General features: G+C 37.5%; 14 protein-coding genes and 1 pseudogene. 7 read left to right on the top strand and 8 right to left on the bottom strand.

Annotated elements, in window-relative coordinates:
- Positions 1-128 precede the first annotated feature (128 nt).
- The 4 genes and pseudogenes from MKX62_RS08380 to MKX62_RS08370 all read left to right on the top strand — a co-directional run bounded on the left by MKX62_RS08380 (position 129) and on the right by MKX62_RS08370 (position 3493).
- The gene (locus MKX62_RS08380) at positions 129-758 is read left to right on the top strand and encodes a TetR/AcrR family transcriptional regulator (RefSeq protein WP_340741200.1); all 630 of its coding nucleotides are present in this window, start codon (positions 129-131) and stop codon (positions 756-758) included.
- 109 nt (positions 759-867) lie between these two features.
- On the top strand, positions 868-1602 hold the full coding sequence (locus MKX62_RS08375) for a glucose 1-dehydrogenase (RefSeq protein ID WP_187046389.1): 735 nt from the start codon (positions 868-870) through the stop codon (positions 1600-1602).
- Between the two features lie 468 nt (positions 1603-2070).
- A pseudogene (locus MKX62_RS24420) lies at positions 2071-2180 on the top strand (helix-turn-helix domain-containing protein); the annotation flags it as partial.
- Positions 2181-2245: 65 nt separating this feature from the next.
- Positions 2246-3493, top strand: a complete 1248-nt coding sequence (locus tag MKX62_RS08370; RefSeq protein WP_187046388.1) for a DUF4153 domain-containing protein — start codon at positions 2246-2248, stop codon at positions 3491-3493.
- 179 nt (positions 3494-3672) lie between these two features.
- On the opposite strand, the gene MKX62_RS08365 is transcribed toward MKX62_RS08370, so the two are convergent.
- Positions 3673-4749 carry a helix-turn-helix transcriptional regulator gene (locus MKX62_RS08365; RefSeq protein WP_340741199.1) on the bottom strand — a complete coding sequence of 359 codons (1077 nt, stop codon included), beginning with the start codon at positions 4747-4749 and terminating at the stop codon, positions 3673-3675.
- A 182-nt stretch (positions 4750-4931) separates the two neighbouring features.
- Between MKX62_RS08365 and MKX62_RS08360 the strand changes: the two genes are divergently transcribed.
- On the top strand, positions 4932-6098 hold the full coding sequence (locus tag MKX62_RS08360) for a solute carrier family 23 protein (protein ID WP_082786452.1): 1167 nt from the start codon (positions 4932-4934) through the stop codon (positions 6096-6098).
- Between the two features lie 163 nt (positions 6099-6261).
- Here MKX62_RS08360 and MKX62_RS08355 read toward each other — a convergent pair whose 3' ends face one another.
- The 3 genes from MKX62_RS08355 to MKX62_RS08345 all read right to left on the bottom strand — a co-directional run bounded on the left by MKX62_RS08355 (position 6262) and on the right by MKX62_RS08345 (position 9100).
- Positions 6262-6879 (bottom strand): NUDIX hydrolase, encoded by a 618-nt coding sequence (locus MKX62_RS08355; RefSeq protein ID WP_340741198.1) that lies wholly within the window; start codon positions 6877-6879, stop codon positions 6262-6264.
- 126 nt (positions 6880-7005) lie between these two features.
- Positions 7006-7452, bottom strand: coding sequence for an ATP-binding protein (locus tag MKX62_RS08350; protein WP_187046385.1), 447 nt, complete (start codon positions 7450-7452; stop codon positions 7006-7008).
- A gap of 427 nt (positions 7453-7879) precedes the next feature.
- Positions 7880-9100 (bottom strand): MFS transporter, encoded by a 1221-nt coding sequence (locus tag MKX62_RS08345; protein ID WP_338654178.1) that lies wholly within the window; start codon positions 9098-9100, stop codon positions 7880-7882.
- 420 nt (positions 9101-9520) lie between these two features.
- On the opposite strand from MKX62_RS08345, the gene MKX62_RS08340 reads away from it, so the two are divergent.
- Positions 9521-12667, top strand: a complete 3147-nt coding sequence (locus MKX62_RS08340; RefSeq protein ID WP_340742565.1) for a DUF3427 domain-containing protein — start codon at positions 9521-9523, stop codon at positions 12665-12667.
- Here MKX62_RS08340 and MKX62_RS08335 read toward each other — a convergent pair.
- From MKX62_RS08335 to MKX62_RS08320, 4 genes are all read right to left on the bottom strand, one after another.
- Positions 12644-13048, bottom strand: a complete 405-nt coding sequence (locus MKX62_RS08335; protein WP_340742564.1) for a (deoxy)nucleoside triphosphate pyrophosphohydrolase — start codon at positions 13046-13048, stop codon at positions 12644-12646. The genes MKX62_RS08340 and MKX62_RS08335 overlap by 24 nt on opposite strands.
- A 206-nt stretch (positions 13049-13254) precedes the next feature.
- Positions 13255-14565: a serine hydrolase gene (locus tag MKX62_RS08330; RefSeq protein WP_340741197.1), complete on the bottom strand. Its 1311-nt coding sequence runs from the start codon at positions 14563-14565 to the stop codon at positions 13255-13257.
- A 64-nt stretch (positions 14566-14629) separates the two neighbouring features.
- Positions 14630-14932, bottom strand: coding sequence for a hypothetical protein (locus MKX62_RS08325; RefSeq protein ID WP_340741196.1), 303 nt, complete (start codon positions 14930-14932; stop codon positions 14630-14632).
- A 6-nt stretch (positions 14933-14938) separates the two neighbouring features.
- Positions 14939-15166, bottom strand: coding sequence for a helix-turn-helix transcriptional regulator (locus MKX62_RS08320; protein ID WP_149581802.1), 228 nt, complete (start codon positions 15164-15166; stop codon positions 14939-14941).
- A gap of 305 nt (positions 15167-15471) precedes the next feature.
- Between MKX62_RS08320 and MKX62_RS08315 the strand changes: the two genes are divergently transcribed.
- Positions 15472-16836 (top strand): FAD-dependent oxidoreductase, encoded by a 1365-nt coding sequence (locus tag MKX62_RS08315; RefSeq protein WP_340741195.1) that lies wholly within the window; start codon positions 15472-15474, stop codon positions 16834-16836.
- Positions 16837-16861 lie beyond the last annotated feature (25 nt).

The following is a 16861-nucleotide window of genomic DNA, read 5'->3' as shown; positions in this document are numbered from 1 at the left end:
AACCACTACCCTATCAACTTCTTTAAAATATCATGCTTAAATTTTAGTACTTACCCCGATGCGATTACAAGTTGATACCAAATAAACATGTTACAATCAATGCATGAAAAACAGTTGGAGTGACGAAAATGAGTAAACGAGAACAACAAAAACAGCAACGTCGTCAAAACATCATCCAAATTGCAAAGGATTTATTTTTGGAAGAAGGTGTGCAAACTATACAAATGCAAGATGTTGCGACTTCTGCTGGTATTGGGATTGCAACGTTATTCCGCTATTTCCCTAAAAAAGAGTATTTAATGATTGCGGCGACGAATGCGATTACAGATGAAATGGCCACGGATATCGGGCAGATTGTCGAGCAGCCGGTGACGGCATATGAAAAAACCGAACAAATTTTGGAGTATTATATGGGCATAACGAAGGATCTACAACTGCGTTTAGCAAAATATTTCGAGTCCTTTAATTTATATGAAAAAATAGCAGAAGAATCGCCTGAAGACTATGCTGAATACTTATCTGTACGGAGCAAATTAGCTCGTATTTTATTAACAGTAAGTGAACAGGGCAAGCGAGACGGTTCGTTAAGATCGGATGTTGATTTGGATCTATTTATCATGACAATGGTACAAAATTTCAGCTTATTCACTTATAAATCAAGCCTAACAAAGCATGATACCAATCTTTCGACATTGCTTACTTCGGACAAGCAGCTGGCGATGATGAAGGATGTATTTTTACGCTATATTCAGCCATAAAATTAGGGCCATATGAATTGACATTCGCATGAGAAAGCTGTTTACTAGTAAGTATAAAAGTGATAGTCGGCTATCACCTTTTGCGAATCTATTCTAGGAGGAATTTTATATGAGTCGGTTATCAGGTAAAGTAGCGATTATTACAGGAGCAGCACAAGGTATGGGTGCATCACATGCAAAATTATTCATTGAGCACGGTGCAAAGGTTGTTTTAACAGATTTAAATGAGGAAAAAGGAAATGCATTCGCAGCTGAATTAGGTGAAAATGCACTTTTCATTAAACAAAATGTAGCATCTGAAGAAGATTGGGCGACAGTTATTGCGAAAACAGAAGAAACTTTCGGTCCAGTAAACGTATTAGTAAATAACGCCGGTATTACAATGGCGAAAAATATGCTTGATATTACAGTAGAAGAATACCGTCGTATCGTGGACATTAACCAAGTGTCAGTATTCTTGGGCATGAAGACTGTAGCAGCTTCAATGATAAAAGCTGGCGGTGGTTCAATCGTCAATATTTCTTCTATGAACGGCTTGGTTGCTGGCGCTGTAGGTTACACTGATACAAAATTTGCAGTACGTGGTATGACGAAAGCAGCTGCCATCAACTTAGCGCCAATGGGTATTCGTGTAAACTCTGTACACCCAGGCGTAATCGCCACACCAATGGTGGTTCAGGAAGATACAAAAGCAGCTGTAGAAGCATTCTCTAAACATATTCCACTAAAACGCGTAGCACAACCAGAAGAAGTATCTAACATGGTACTATTCTTAGCTTCTGATGAGTCTAGCTATTCAACAGGTTCAGAATTCGTTATCGATGGTGGATTAACTGCACAATAATATTAGTACATGAAAAATCCATATAAGGTTTGTAAAGGTCGATTTTCTATTAACATAGAAAATCGACCTTTGTTTTTCCGTAAATAAATAACCTCATTACTTATGATACGGTTCCCCGTAATGCACCTACATTAGTTACTTTTATTTTAACTTTCTTTATAGCCTTCAATTTTATCTTGAATCCATCTTTTATGCCTCAAAAGTTTAATTCCAGTTTAGCCCTTATTCATTATGGAAGTCACAGACAGGTTAGTTGCATGAGTTTTATTTGTAATGAGGAATGTTTTATATTTTGTCTAATTCATACTATAACAACAATAATATCGCTAAAGTTAATAAATATTTATTGATAAACAATAAATTATGCGTTAAAATGAAACATACAATATATATATGAATTGCTTTTCATGAAACCAGAAATGATTTAACGATATGCGGTGTAATCAATAGATAACCTTGCTATATTGAAAATATGGAAAGGCAAAACCCATTCGATTGTTAACTCTAGAGGCGATTCGTAAGGCTTTAGAATGTCACCTGGAGATATTTCAGAATACAAAAGTGACGAAGACATTTAAGTTTGTTTATATGCATCGTGGAGGAAAGTAGGACTTGTATGACAATTATTAGAGGAGGTATAACCGTGGAAATCGACAATTCGATTAGTAAAAATATTGCTAATCCACGTGAGCTGGAGAGAATGTATAGAGAAGACCCCAAAGCTTTTAAAAAGTCATTCTCACACGCCTGGGAACAAAACCCTGATTCGCCGGTTCTTGCTGCTTGGTATGAAAGATTGAATTTCAAGGAGGCGGCACATACAGAAAAAACTTCCTTGCTTCAGAAAGGTTTCTTGTTCATGGGCATTTTAGCCATTCTGGCGGGGATAAGCACCAGGATCATTTTCCATTTTGTCGAACAGGAAGCAATTGCCCCAATTAACCTTGCTTTTGGGATTCTTCCCTTCATTGCAGCTTATTTTGTATACAAAAATAACCCCCCAAAAAAGGTTCTTTACACCCTTGCATTGATGTTCCTACTCTCTGGGTTGTATCTTAATATGCTGCCATCAAATCATAATGACAGTATTATCCTTGCTTATTTACACCTTCCCATATTTTTATGGGGATTGATTGGGCTTGCATTTATAGGAAATGAATATGGTATGGGCAGCACAAGATTAGCCTATCTTAAATTTAATTTGGAATTTTGCATACTCTACGCCAGCATGGCAATTAGCGGAATGTTGCTAGCAGCATTAACCATGCAGTTATTTAGTTTTGTCGGTTTGGATATAGAAGACTTCTATTTTAGAAATGTCGTTTTATTCGGTGCTGCCGCTCTCGCTATTGTGGCTACATACCTGGTATCGATGAATCTTAAACTTGCTAAGAATATTACACCCTATATCGCTAAAATTTTTAGTCCTCTTGTTCTGGCCACATTGTTGGTCTATCTTATAACGGTTATTTGGGTCGGAAAAAATCCATTCTTGGATCGCAATTTCCTGCTAGTCTTCAACGGGATACTCTTTAGTGTATTGGCCGTTACCATATTTTCCATTACCGAAAGCGGTACAGACAAGAAAAAGAACATTTCTGATTATATAAGCTTCGCCCTAATTATTCTTGCTCTTATCATTGACAGTGTGGCTTTGTCAGCCATAGTGTTCAGACTTTCTTCTTATGGGATTACACCCAACAGAATTGCTGTTTTAGGCGTAAACATACTTATCTGGGGAAATCTAATCTGGATCATGGTCTCCTATATGCGTTTTCTACAAAACAAAACCGGGCCTTCAACCATCCAAGATGCGGTTACTAAGTATTTGCCGGTCTACGTACTTTGGGCAGCTTTCGTTACATTTACTTTTCCTTTAATTTTTAATTAGAAAGGCTTTACTATTGTAACGGATGCTGATCTTCCTTATAAATGCCAAAAATGAGCAAGGTTCTATTCATAACTTGTTCATTTTTGGCTTTTTATTTTTCTGAAAAAACCGCATTTACTTCTGATACGGTTCTCCGTGATGTAACTAAGTGAAGTTTTTTGTATAAAAATAATTTAAGTTCACTTAGCTTTATTAATAAGCTCGATATATTGCGAATCTCCGTATCCTATTGTGGGAAAAAGATCAAATAACCTATTAACTAATTCCGCTGTTGAAAGATCTTTATTTTTGGAAATATATTTTACTACTTCATTATTTTCTTTTAACATATCTAAAAATATATCTATTGCCTGATACATTACTGGGAGTAATTCAATCGATGGCTTTCTATGGTTTATCAATACTTCTTTGTATACAGATTCATAATCTCCTAATTGAAGCTCAGTTTGGCTGACTTTAAATTCATCCTCTCTAAAGCTATTTAATAATACTTTTCCTTTGTATCCGGACTGTTCAAAGTAAGTAAGAATTGTAAGAAGATTCATCTGACAAAACATGTCTTCACCAAACCATAGAACGATATATTTATACTCCTCCTTAAAAATAGTATTGAAGGGATAAATAACCTTCCTGATGTAGTTTTCTACTGACACATGATGTCCTAATGCTCTTGTTTGAATAAACTCGTCGTCAAAAACTTGTGCCGTCGTCGCATGTACACACATCGCCTCATTGAATGGTACATAATCAGAATCCCCCATCAGTTTTTCTGCTTTAAACTCTTCATACATAACTTGACCATTCAATACGTTAAGTACGTCTTTGTCAAACAGTTCTCTCTTCACTTTTTGTAACTGTTCAACCTCATTTTTTCTAGACATATACACGCTATCCCCATCCTCGCTTTGATCGACAGTAAGTTTAACAAATGACTGTACAGGCAACTTATTTAGTTGAAATTCTCTTGGAGTTACACCAAAAACCTTTTTAAAGGCTCTACTATAAGCCTCTTGAGATGAATAGCCATATTCAAAAGCTATTTCAATTACCTTCTGATTGCTCGACAAATCTGCTGTAGATAAATATAGCCTTCTTAAAAGAACATAGCGCCTAATACTGATCCCTGTTACCTGATGAAATTTAAAAGAACAGTAATAAGGGGAATAACCCAAGTAATTAGCCAATTCATCTAGTGAAAACTCTTTGTTTAAATGTTCTTCAACCCAATCTATCATAAGCTGTATATACTCATTCATTTGTCTCACTCCTGAATAAAATTATAAGTGATATCCTTTTCTTTCTTATGATAGTTCTTGTGATGTGAAAATCACTTTTCCATGTAAGCGTAAAATATTATTCGGTATTACTCTTTAATTCTTATTCTAAATATTAAATAGGAGAAATATCATGTATTAACACTAGTAAAGGGGGGACACATTTGAAAGGTTTTTTGAAAGCTATACCATTATCCTTACAGCATTTGTTTGCAATGTTTGGTGCGACAGTTTTAGTTCCAGCACTAACTGGTCTTGATCCAGGGAGTGCACTTGTTGCCAGTGGTGTAGGAACGTTAATTTTCCATCTTATTACACGAGGAAAAGTTCCTACTTATTTAGGTTCATCTTTCGCTTTCATTGCTCCTCTAGCATTGTATGTAGGTGAGTTAAATTCACCCGGTCAGGCGGTTGCAGGTCTTATCGGTGTTTCCATTGTTTATGCCATTGTATCTATTATCATTTCATATGTCGGTTTTGAAAAAGTTCGTAGAGCAATTCCTCCAGTTGTTGTTGGACCAGTAGTCAGTATCATCGGTCTTGCACTAGCAAGCACTGCGGTGAACAACATGGCTGCTGTCAATTGGGATGTAGCTATCGTCAGCCTTCTTGCAGCAATCTTTGCTACGCTTGCAGGTACTAAGATGATCCGCCTTTTCCCACTCCTCATTGGTCTTGGAGTAGGTTATGTCTATGCTGCGGTGCGTGGATTAGTTGATTTTGGTACCATTGCCAATGCACCAGTGTTTGCCCTTCCACAGTTCGTAATGCCAGAATTCACATGGGTCGTCATCTTGGGGATGGCGCCGATTGCCTTGGTTACCATCATCGAAGACCTTGGACATATGATGGTACTAAAAGAGATTACAGGTAAAGACGTAACAAAGGATCCTGGGTTTTCAAGAATCCTATGGGGGAATGGTCTTGCAACATTAGTCTCCGGTTTCATCGGCGGGCCTGCACAAACGACTTATGCGGAAAACCTCGGCGTTTTAGCCATCACACGCCAATTTTCCAGTAGAATCATTCAAGGTGCTGCTGTTATTGCGATTATTCTAGGTCTGTTCGGTAAAGTTGGAGCTGCTATCCAATCCATTCCAGTTGCCGTGATGGGCGGCATCTGTATCTTGTTATTCGGTATGATTGCAGGCATGGGGATCCGTCACATCATTGAGGAAAAAGTTAATCTGGCGAATATGAAAAACTTGGTCATTGTCGCAGTTATCTTTATCATCGGAGTTGGATATGCTCATGGTATCGCCTACGCGACGATCGCTGGATTGCTCATTTATTGGCTCGTCCCTGATTTTACGACAAAGAATGAAAGTTAATATGAAAAGGCTGCTCCACTCAACACTTTTGAGTGGAACAGCCTTTTACTTTTAAGTAAGCTAGCGGGCAAAGGCAAGCCATTTAAAACCTCATTTACTTATGGTACTAAGTGAGGTTTATTAATTTTCATAATCGGCGCTTCTTCAAGATTACAAGTTTCACTCACTTTATAATTCCTATAAAATGTTTCAAAATCCTAGCCGTTAAACCCCAAATTGTATAGTTTTCATAATCAAAAAACCATTCTTCCATTGAACGAGCTCTCCATTGATACTGCGTACCATTCATTATTTTTTCATAGGGAAAGCTTGGCAAAGGCACTGGTTCAACGGATACTACATGCATATAAGGCTCATAATCCAATAGCCATTTAATGGGTATTGTAAATACCTCTTCAACTTCTTCTTTGTTATACGAATGAATAATTTGATTGTAATCAATGGTTGCTACAAATGGATAAATAACAAATGAAGATGAGGCAACATAAGGGCTTAATGTCCCTACAATCGTAACCATCTTTGGGTCGACACCTAATTCTTCATGCGTTTCTCGTAAAGCGGCAGCCATTGGGGATGGGTCTGTGGAGTCGATTCGACCACCAGGAAAACTAATATCACCGGGCTGTTTTCTCATAGTGAATGAACGTACTTCGAAAAGGATATGCCATTCTTCATCCACTTGAACAAGTGGTATTAAAACCGCTGAACGAAGAGCTGTTTCCTCCCCTATAAACAGGGGCTGATTTTCATTTAACTGGTTTTTTAGTTGATCTAAGAACATGAAATCCCCCTCACCATAGTGGGTTATACTCTTTTTATAGTATCATTAGTGATCAAAACGGAAAACAATTCATCGCAGTCACTATTTATAAGGACCCCTTTACCTACTCATAAAATCAGACTATCCCTACGAATTGTTCCTGTACGGCAGACACTCTTTTCCTTGCCGAATGGTTGCTGTACCATTCGTTGTTGTATAAGGTGGGGTTTCCGGCAAAACGTTCATGACAAGGAGCCGAATCGAATGATCTTTATAAAATAGTTCATCAAATGAAGGAATAATATGTGGATCTGTATTTTCAAATACCCTTTTTTCTAATTCTTTTATGTCTACATCAAATGGGATCCCTATCAAAACATTGTCTATTCCCCGCACTTTGTCGGCCACGCCGAAAACAACGCTACCCCCGCCGCCATTCGCCATGCAAACAGCATATTTAATCATTTTATTGACATTTTCCTCCTCAGCACTATAATTCCATTGTTTAAAGTCTAGGTCCTGCGCTTCAAAATCATCTGCAATATGATGATCCAATTGCTGAATAATCGTCATGATTTCGCTTTTATTCTTCACTCGAATATCCTCCTTTCCAGCAAAATTAATCTATATCACATGTAATTACGTTAACCAATGCTTATACAAAAAAGGCAGTCCCTTATCACAAATGTACTTGTGGGAACTACCCCTTATTGTATCTATATGTTTGTTCCGTCATGGCTGTTTATTAAAACCTTTTAAAATTGCACGCTGGCTCCATACTTGCAGAAAGCCCTCCGTGGTTCATTGATCCATTCAATCGGCTTCATCATGCATTTGTCAGCACATATAATTCCCGAATTCCGCTAAACTGGTACCTAAAATAAGGTACCTTAGCTTGGTTAATACAGATATTCATTTGTTCAACGTATATTTTTGAAACTTCGCCTGCTTACTAAGCGCACTTTCACTATCAAGAGCTGATCTCTTCAGGTGCTTCCTTGCACCTAGGCTTTACTGTAGTTTATACAACATTACTCGCTTTTATCGATTGCAATCCTTTAAAATCCATTGCCTTTTTTCTAAAATAAAAAATGACGGCCATTAAACACGCAAGAATAAAGGTACATAATACAAGTGACCATAGGGTAACACTGATTGGGTATCGATCTATCAGTTCGCCAACAATTCTTGGCAGGAATGCACCGCCTAATCCCCCCATTGCCATCAGTATGCTTGTTGTCCATTCCTCTAATCCTTTAGACGTTTCATTAATAATCAAGAGACCAATTGAGAAAACCCCTCCCATTAATAAACCCGTTAAAAATATGGAGATAAAGCTAAACATGACGGTAGTTGAATAAGCAAACATCAAGAGGGTAAAAAACTGACCCACACAGCAAATAATAAAGAGCTTGCTGTAGCCTATTCTATCTATAATACCAGTCATACTGATACGTCCAAGTGTCATGGCTGCCCAAAAGACCGTAATGCTTAAGGCCAGCGTGGACGCATCTAAATTCGTTGTTTTGCTCATGATTGTCGGCAAGTAGTTTGGCAAAACCATTTCCGTTCCCACATACATAAAGAAAAACAACGCACCCGTCGCAATAATCGGTAATTGCCTTTTGGAGTAACGTTTTCTTTCAGGTTTATTCCCGTCTTCAGGTAAAGCCTTCACCTGTCTTTTTAAAATCGGATCCAATTCTCCAAACGAAAGAAATAACCAGAGTAGCATAATGACCGAGGCAAACACGGCTACAAATGTAAACGAAAAGTTCCATACACCCGTCATAATCAAAAATGCAGAAATGACTGGAATCGCCAATGCGCCTACCCCAAAAAAGATTTCAACTATAACAAGTGTCGTAGCCTTCTTTTCTTTTAAATGGCCAATAATAAGGGAAGCAACAATTGTTTCAGCAATCCCTATTCCCGCCCCACCAAATGGAGCAATAGCTAACATCACAGTCCAATTGGGTAAGACGCTAAACACAAACTGGGAAAGCGCAAAAATGAGTAAGGCAAGAAAAATCGTCATTCTCCGCCCAATTCGATTGACGATAAGCGGCGCGATCATTACTCCACCTAAAAAACCTAAAAATTGATTCATAATCAACTGTCCGCCATCCTTGTAATGAATCCCATACGAATCCACCATAGGTTCTAAAACGGTCCCAATAATAATATGACCAAACCCATTCAAACAATAAATTAAAGAAGCAATCCATACAAATTTCTTCATTTTATTCTCCATATCTGCATTATTTCGCGTTATTTGAAAGTAGTCTTACTTTTCTCATAGTATCAATAATGGGCAGGGGCGTCTATATGGAGTGGGGATTATGTTGCTGGAGATTACGTGGAAATCATAAGTTCAACATATATATTTTTTTACCATTACAATGTGGTGGACCAAAGGGAATAATCCCGGTTCTCGACAAGTAAGTGTTGTTGAGAACCGGGCACCTTATGCTAGTTGATTCAATTCCCGAATTAAAATCATTACCTATTATGATTAGACATCCTCTTTTTCAAATCCCACAAACTTTTTAAACCATTCTAACTACTTCGCAATTTGATACAATGGTTACAAAGTACTTTCAAATTAAATTTCCAACTAAAAGTTTACTAGTTGAATGTTAAAGGAGCTGCAACTTTGGATATTAAACAAAAAGGAATTGTGGAAGAGATTTATCTCTCAGAAAAAGAATACCCTCCATCCAACTTAATTCAAAAGTTATCCGTAGATGAGTATGTAGAAACTTTAACCATGCACGCTGCAAATATCATTGGTGATAAATTAAAAGGTTTAGCAGATGAAGATAAATTTGACGAGATTTTCAAGTTGATTGACCGAGTGCATGATATTGCAGGACAAGACGAGAGGGAATTTAGTCAGCCATTATCAATGATTACTTATAGCGAGGGACCAGACACGTTAACTATCAAGGAAGACCTATTTTTAACCAGAGTAGATGTTCTATATAACGACTCCCATAAGATTAAAAACTTCTTTAAAACACTCGCATATGAAATGCAGACTTCCGATGAAATTTTCTTTCTCGTGAGCTTTATTAGAATGTCTGGTGCTCAATTATTAACTAGGGAACTATTGGAATTAGAAAAAAGAAATGTCCCCATTAAAATTTTGACAACTACCTATTTGAATATTACTGAAGCGAAAGCTATTCGGCATTTATTAAAGTTCAAAAATGTGGAAGTGAAAATACTTCCCTTAAAAAATGAGTCCTTCCATACAAAAGCTTACTTATTTAAGCGTAATTCCAACCAAAACACAGTGATTATTGGATCCTCAAACATTTCTCATTCCGCTCTTATTAATGGTCATGAGCTCAATGTAAAAATTCCGCATACACAGCACATGCCTGCTTATGAACAAACAATGGACTTTTTCAATAAAATGTGGACTCATGAAAAAGCAGTCTTCCCTACCGAAGATTTTCTAACTAAATATGAACAACATCAGAAAACAGAAGCTGCCTTAATGCCTTCCTTTACTTATGAAACTAGCGCAGCGTATTCAGTAAGTACTGGTGTTCAACCTAATGAGATGCAAAAAGAAGCATTAAAAAACTTACTTTTCACTAGAAAAAATGGACATACAAAAGGTGTCATAATTGCCGCTACCGGGACTGGGAAAACCTATTTATCCGCATTTGACGTTCAGCAATTCCAACCCAATAGATTGCTATTTATCGCACATCGTGAAGAATTATTAGACAGTGCAATAAGAACTTTTAGCTCACTTTTCCAAGACGAATTCCTGTGCGGAAAAATTACCGGGACAGCCAAAGAATATGATAAACGGTTTATTTTCAGTACAATTCAATCCCTATCAAAAGATGGAACATTAATGAACTTTAAGAAGGATGCATTTGATTACATCATCATTGACGAATTTCATCACGCAGAGGCCCCTACATATAAAAAAGTAATTGAGTACTTCGAGCCTAAATTTCTTTTGGGATTAACCGCTACTCCTGAAAGAATGGATGGAAGAAATGTATTGGAGCTATGCGATAACAATATTGTTTATGAAATTCGCTTACGCGATGCCCTTGAAGCAGATTTATTAGCTCCATTTCACTATTTCGGGCTATCAGACCAAACTATTGATTATGAACACGTCGATATCGTGAATGGACATTATGAAGAACTGTCCCTTGTTAGAGCCCTTTCTACATTTTCAAGGGTTGAATTTATTATCGATAAAGTAGAAACCTATGGATACGATGGCAACTCACTACACGGACTAGGTTTTTGCGTAAATATTGATCATGCAAAATTTATGCGGGAGGAATTCAACAAGCGAGGATATGTTACGGAATGTTTAACAGGAGAAGATTCAGTTGAATATCGTGCTGAAATAATAAAGAAATTAGAAGATCCAAAGAACAAGCTTTCAATTATCTTTACGGTTAATATCTTCAATGAGGGAATAGATATTCCAAAGGTCAATCTCATGTTGTTTTTAAGGCCTACAGAATCGTCTACTGTTTTTATTCAGCAATTGGGACGTGGACTACGTAAGACAGACAACAAGGAATATGTGACAGTTCTAGACTTCATAGGAAACTATAAAAAGTCGTTTATCATCCCTTTAGCTCTCTCCGGACAATATAATGCAAAGGCCTTTGATGCCGATTCATTACGTGTGGCTGTTTCTCACGAGTTTGCGGATGCTCCGGGTGGATCTGTCGTGCAACTGGACCCTATTGCGCAAAGGGAAATCTTAGAGCGACTTGAAAATATTCGACTTAACCCAAAAGAAGTTCTAAAGGAGATGTATTTTCAGTTTAAGCGTGAACTTGGCAGATCACCTGAATTGGAGGATTTTTTGTATATTGAGGAGGCACCTAGCTTAACATTCTTTTTGTACAACCATAAATCATGGGTTAAGACAAAAAAATATATGAAGGACCTGAGTAAATTTGATGAGTGGATTTTAGCAGATGACTTTAGATACGAGGTTATTGAAAGAATCGAGAATGCTCTACCTATTAAGTGGCCTTATGAGTACGCGATTTTGTATCTTGCCAAATTTAATACTGAAGTATCCGTAGATAATATTGTAGATTGGTTGGTAAGAAGATTTGATTTTGAGATTAAGCGCGAGCAACATAACACACTAATTTTGCGTGCTATGGATCGATTATCAAAAATATTTAAAAAACAAACGTGGAGTTTTGGAGAGTTAATAAAAGAAACTTTATTTGTAAATCCCGAAATCATCAAGCTGTTTAATGATGCTAAATACTTTGCTTACATTAAAGAACGATTAGAATATGGTTTAATCGATTTCAGAAGAACATTCCGTATGGAACTTATTTTGGATCAAGAGAAAAAACTAGCACTTTATCGGAACTACTCTAGAAATGAACTAATGTTTATTTTCGAGGCTAAAGTACCTGAAGGTTCTTGGCGGGAAGGCATTAGTAAAGTAGATAATCACTATTTATTATTTATAAACCTTAATAAAGCTGACGACGTAGAAGTACATTTACAATACAAGGATTTTTTCAAAGATCCTACTACTTTTCATTGGCAAAGCCAAAATAAAACATCACATACTTCTGCACAAGGACAAGAGTATGTGAATCATGAAGAACGAGATATCCATGTCCATTTATTCGTCCGGAAGTTTCCGAAAATGCATAAGATGACATTACCATTCATGTATTTAGGAGAACTTGATTATGTAAGTAGTCATGGGGACAAACCGATGACGATCCTTTGGAAATTACATCAGTCTGTCCCTGAAGATTTATATCACGATCTCATTAGATAATAGCTTTTCGATAGCAGGAATATCCGCGGGTGCCCAATTGAGAGTCGATAGCTCTTTTCTGGGTACCCATTTTATTTGCGCATGCTCAGTTGCAATAGGAGTACCGGATACAATTTTAGCCATAAACGTCTCTAATCTCACAATGACTTTTTCATATTCGTATGTCGTATCTTCGACATGATCAAATATTGCAATCGTGCAGCCTAGTTCCTCCTGAATTTCTCTTTTTAACGCATCTTCCTTCGATTCGCCTTTCTCAATCTTCCCCCCTGGGAATTCCCAGTAGTTCGGTAACGTCATTTCTGGTCCTCGTAGCGCACAGAAAACTTCCTTCTTTTCATTTTCAATAATTGCACCTACAACATGTACTGTTTTTTTAATTTCCCTCACCTTTTCTTTTGTATTGTATTGTTTTAAAGTGTTTTTCACGGTTCCTAGCCATGTATTCCTTCTGCCGTTCATATAAATTTATTTTAACACAACTTTTTAGGTTCATATTAAACTTAATCATTTGGGCATTTACTGCACTAATTATGTCATAGTCATTCGGCTCAAATGGGATGTATCCTCTATCAAAAAACTATTCATTACAACCCCATGAGTTCCCTTTGAACTTTCAATCGGAAATCTTCACTTCCAAGTAACTTCGATTCGAATGAATTCATGTTTTTTCTGATGAGCATTCCTTGCCAGAAGTTCAGGTCGTCTATCAGGAAGACGATTTCGATTTTATCCCCATTGTTATTTTCTGCATACAATGCGTCGTTCAGTATGAATGCGGTCGATCCTCCCTTTGCGCCTAGGTGGACAAAGCGGTCATGATTGCTCTCGTTTAGCTGCATTGGCCATTCAAGTAAATCTCTTATGGTTTCAGCAGCTGTCGTCGGAAGTTGGTCGTTCGAAATTACCGTTAGTAACTTCCCGTAGTCGCTGGCGGATGCACCTATTAAGCGATCTGACCATACTTTTTGTACGCCACTAGACGAATCAAATGTTATATCTTCAACTTTGATGATTCCCTCTTTCATTTGTTTGCTTAGTTCTTCAGCTAATGTTCGATATTCTTCAATCGACATGTCTTCGAGATTTTGGATTAATTGCTTCTCACTCATCGATTTACTTTTGATATGATCCGGAATTAAAAGAGCGCTAACAATTGGATAGACGTCCTCATGCTGTGTTAGTCCGAGGGCTTTTGCTCGCTCATTGATGGCAGATATTCCGAGCAGGTCAATTAGGTAGTCGGTGTTAGCGTTGGAGCTATAGGTGGCCATCCCTTTTGCGACATCATGCAATGTCACTTCGTTATTTTTGATTTTGTCTTCACTTTGCATCGCTTTTAACCACTCTTCATGAGCCCTGCCATCTGAGTTTTTTAAGTAGTAGCGGTTTAAATCCGCAAGCGGTACGGAACTGTCTTTGTTCAGCTGGCCTGCATCGATTTGCATAGCGTATTCGGCAGCAATCAGTATCTTCACGGTACTTGCCAGCGGTCGTACTACATCCGATTGGTACGTGATTAATGCCACACCGTTTTCAGCTAGGTACAGGGATGTCGTTTGTGGATTGTCCTTCAGATGGTTTAAGACATACTCCGGATTGTCTCTCAATATGGCGAAACCCGCGATTCCTATAACTAAAATAATTGATCCATAGATAATTAAGCGCTTTTTTGTATACGTTTTTTTATCGAATACAATCATTGCAAAGAAACCGACTATCAATGCAAGTAAGTAATTAACGCCGAAAACTAATACGGTGATAATGATGCCGAGTACAATTGCTACCGTTACTATTGCTTTCCGCATCTCCTCTTTTGTTCTGTTCTCTTTTTTGACTAATGGCAAGAGTGTAAGAATCACGATTCCTACCATCCCAATCCACGAAAGAGTATTCACACAACAACTCCCTTTCTTACAATCTTAGTTTTTCACATACATTAAGTGTGAGCAAATAGCTAACTTAATACTTTCTTTTTAATACCGATAGGATAATTGCTTGAAGAATTAATAATCCTGTGATTAAAAACCAAATTGCCCATTTGTACGCATCATAATCCAAGGCGCTAATGAATCGATTATACAATTCGAGGAAAAGCCACCCGAGAGGCAATAGTGGAAATACTATACTATATGATTTATTCGAAATACTTTTTCCACGTTCGTCTTTGTATTCTTCACCCCATTCAAATTTCAAAGAAATAAATATTGCAATAAAGAAAATTACTACATAGACAAGATTAAACACAGCAAATAAAATATCCATAATTTCTTACTCCTCCTCGACTTCATATTGAAAAACTTCGTGTAAATCTACCCCAAACATCAGTGAGATGTCATATGCTAATTTTAAAGATGGATTGTACCTATTTTTTTCCAGAGAAATAATTGTTTGCCTGCTCACCCCCAATTTATCAGCCACTTCTCTTTGTGATAAGCCTCTTTCGGCCCTTAGTACAACAATTCTGTTTCGTATCTTTCTTTCATTAGTTAAAGTCATTTCATCACCTCTTATAAACAGAGTGTAATATATTTCATTCCTAAAGTAAAGTTTTTTTAACACATGGTATGAAATATATTACCAACCTTATATTAATATACTAGAAAAGAGCACCCATGAATTAGGGGATTTAATTAGCCTATTTAGTCCTGGTTTCCGCACACCAAGCTACATTACAACCATGGTGCTACGAGTGTATGGACCGTTGTTAGTAGCACATCCATAGTCATCCTCTTCATAGTTCTTAAAAACCTTCCGTTTACACTTCCACTAACAAGGTAATAGATAGACAAGGAGGGTGAACAATGAAGAAATTTGATGCAATCATTATTGGGTTTGGTAAAGGTGGAAAGACACTGGCGGCAATGCTGGCTAAAGAGGGTCAGAACGTTGCAATGATTGAAAAGTCGGCAGAAATGTATGGTGGAACGTGCATCAACATTGCTTGTATTCCAACGAAATCACTCGTTTTTCAATCTAATAATCGTAAATACTCAGAAGTACCGAAAATGAAATTTTATAAAGAAGCGATTGAAGAAAAAGATCATTTAACTTCATTTCTGCGCGATAAGAATTTTCATATGCTAGATGACCTTGAAAAGGTTACGGTCTTTACAGGAGTCGCTTCCTTTTTAGACGATGATAAGATTCAAGTGAAAACTGACAACGAACAATTCGAGTTAACAGCGGATAAATTCTTTATTAACACAGGATCTTCCCCTATCACTCCGCCAATTGAGGGATTAGAGGGGGCTGATTTCATTTATAATTCGACTACTCTTCAACAATTAGATACTCTTCCTGAAAAGTTGGTCATCATTGGTGGAGGTTATATTGGTCTGGAGTTTGCTTCGATTTATGCGAGCTTTGGTTCAGAGGTGACGGTTATTGACCATTCACCTGAGTTTTTACGGAATGATGATCGTGATATTGCAGAAGAAGTGAAAAAAGTGCTTGAGGCAAAAAATATCACGTTTGTAGTAGACAGCAGCGTTGAGTCAATTGAAAATCTTGATGGTGGTGTGGTTGTTTCTTATAAGACGGGTGACGCTGATCATGCGGAAGCTTACGGAAATGCAATTTTACTGGCTACAGGAAGAAAGCCAAACACTGCAGGATTAGGTCTCGAAAACACTTCTGTAGAAGTAAATGATAGAGGCGCAATTGTGGTTGACGATTCATTAAAAACAAACGCTAAAAACATTTGGGCATTGGGTGATGTGAATGGTGGACCACAGTTTACTTATATTTCACTAGATGATTTCCGTATTATCAAAGACCAATTAGTTGGCGATGGTAACTACACGAGGAAAGCCCGAAGCAACGTACCCTACTCTGTTTTCATCGATCCGGTTTTATCGCAGGTAGGGTTGAATGAAAAAACGGCTAAAGAAAAAGGGATTGCCTACAAAGTGGTCACACTTCCGGCAGCCGCGATTCCTCGTGCCCGTATCGTGAAACAAACGGACGGATTATTGAAAGCCCTTGTAGATCCAGACACCAAAGAGATTTTAGGTTGCACACTATTTTGTGCTGAATCCAGTGAGATGATCAATACAGTACGGATTGCGATGGAAGCAAAATTGCCGTATACATTTTTGCGGGATGCCATTTTCACACATCCCTCGATGAGTGAGGCGCTGAATAATTTGTTTTCTAAAGTGGAATAGCATGAGAAATAGAGAAGATACCCAT

Origin of the sequence: Sporosarcina sp. FSL K6-5500, from assembly GCF_038005665.1 — a bacterium.
GTDB classification, from domain to species: Bacteria; Bacillota; Bacilli; order Bacillales_A; family Planococcaceae; genus Sporosarcina; species Sporosarcina psychrophila.
This window is presented reverse-complemented; position numbering and strand designations above follow the sequence as displayed.

What these genes read in the sequence shown, in the direction of transcription:
- MKX62_RS08380 (WP_340741200.1), top strand. Translation starts at nt 129, where the DNA reads ATGAGTAAACGAGAACAACAAAAACAGCAACGTCGTCAAAACATCATC.
- MKX62_RS08375 (WP_187046389.1), top strand. Translation starts at nt 868, where the DNA reads ATGAGTCGGTTATCAGGTAAAGTAGCGATTATTACAGGAGCAGCACAA.
- MKX62_RS08365 (WP_340741199.1), bottom strand. Translation starts at nt 4,749, where the DNA reads ATGAATGAGTATATACAGCTTATGATAGATTGGGTTGAAGAACATTTA.
- MKX62_RS08355 (WP_340741198.1), bottom strand. Translation starts at nt 6,879, where the DNA reads ATGTTCTTAGATCAACTAAAAAACCAGTTAAATGAAAATCAGCCCCTG.
- MKX62_RS08345 (WP_338654178.1), bottom strand. Translation starts at nt 9,100, where the DNA reads ATGAAGAAATTTGTATGGATTGCTTCTTTAATTTATTGTTTGAATGGG.
- MKX62_RS08325 (WP_340741196.1), bottom strand. Translation starts at nt 14,932, where the DNA reads ATGGATATTTTATTTGCTGTGTTTAATCTTGTCTATGTAGTAATTTTC.
- MKX62_RS08320 (WP_149581802.1), bottom strand. Translation starts at nt 15,166, where the DNA reads ATGACTTTAACTAATGAAAGAAAGATACGAAACAGAATTGTTGTACTA.
- MKX62_RS08315 (WP_340741195.1), top strand. Translation starts at nt 15,472, where the DNA reads ATGAAGAAATTTGATGCAATCATTATTGGGTTTGGTAAAGGTGGAAAG.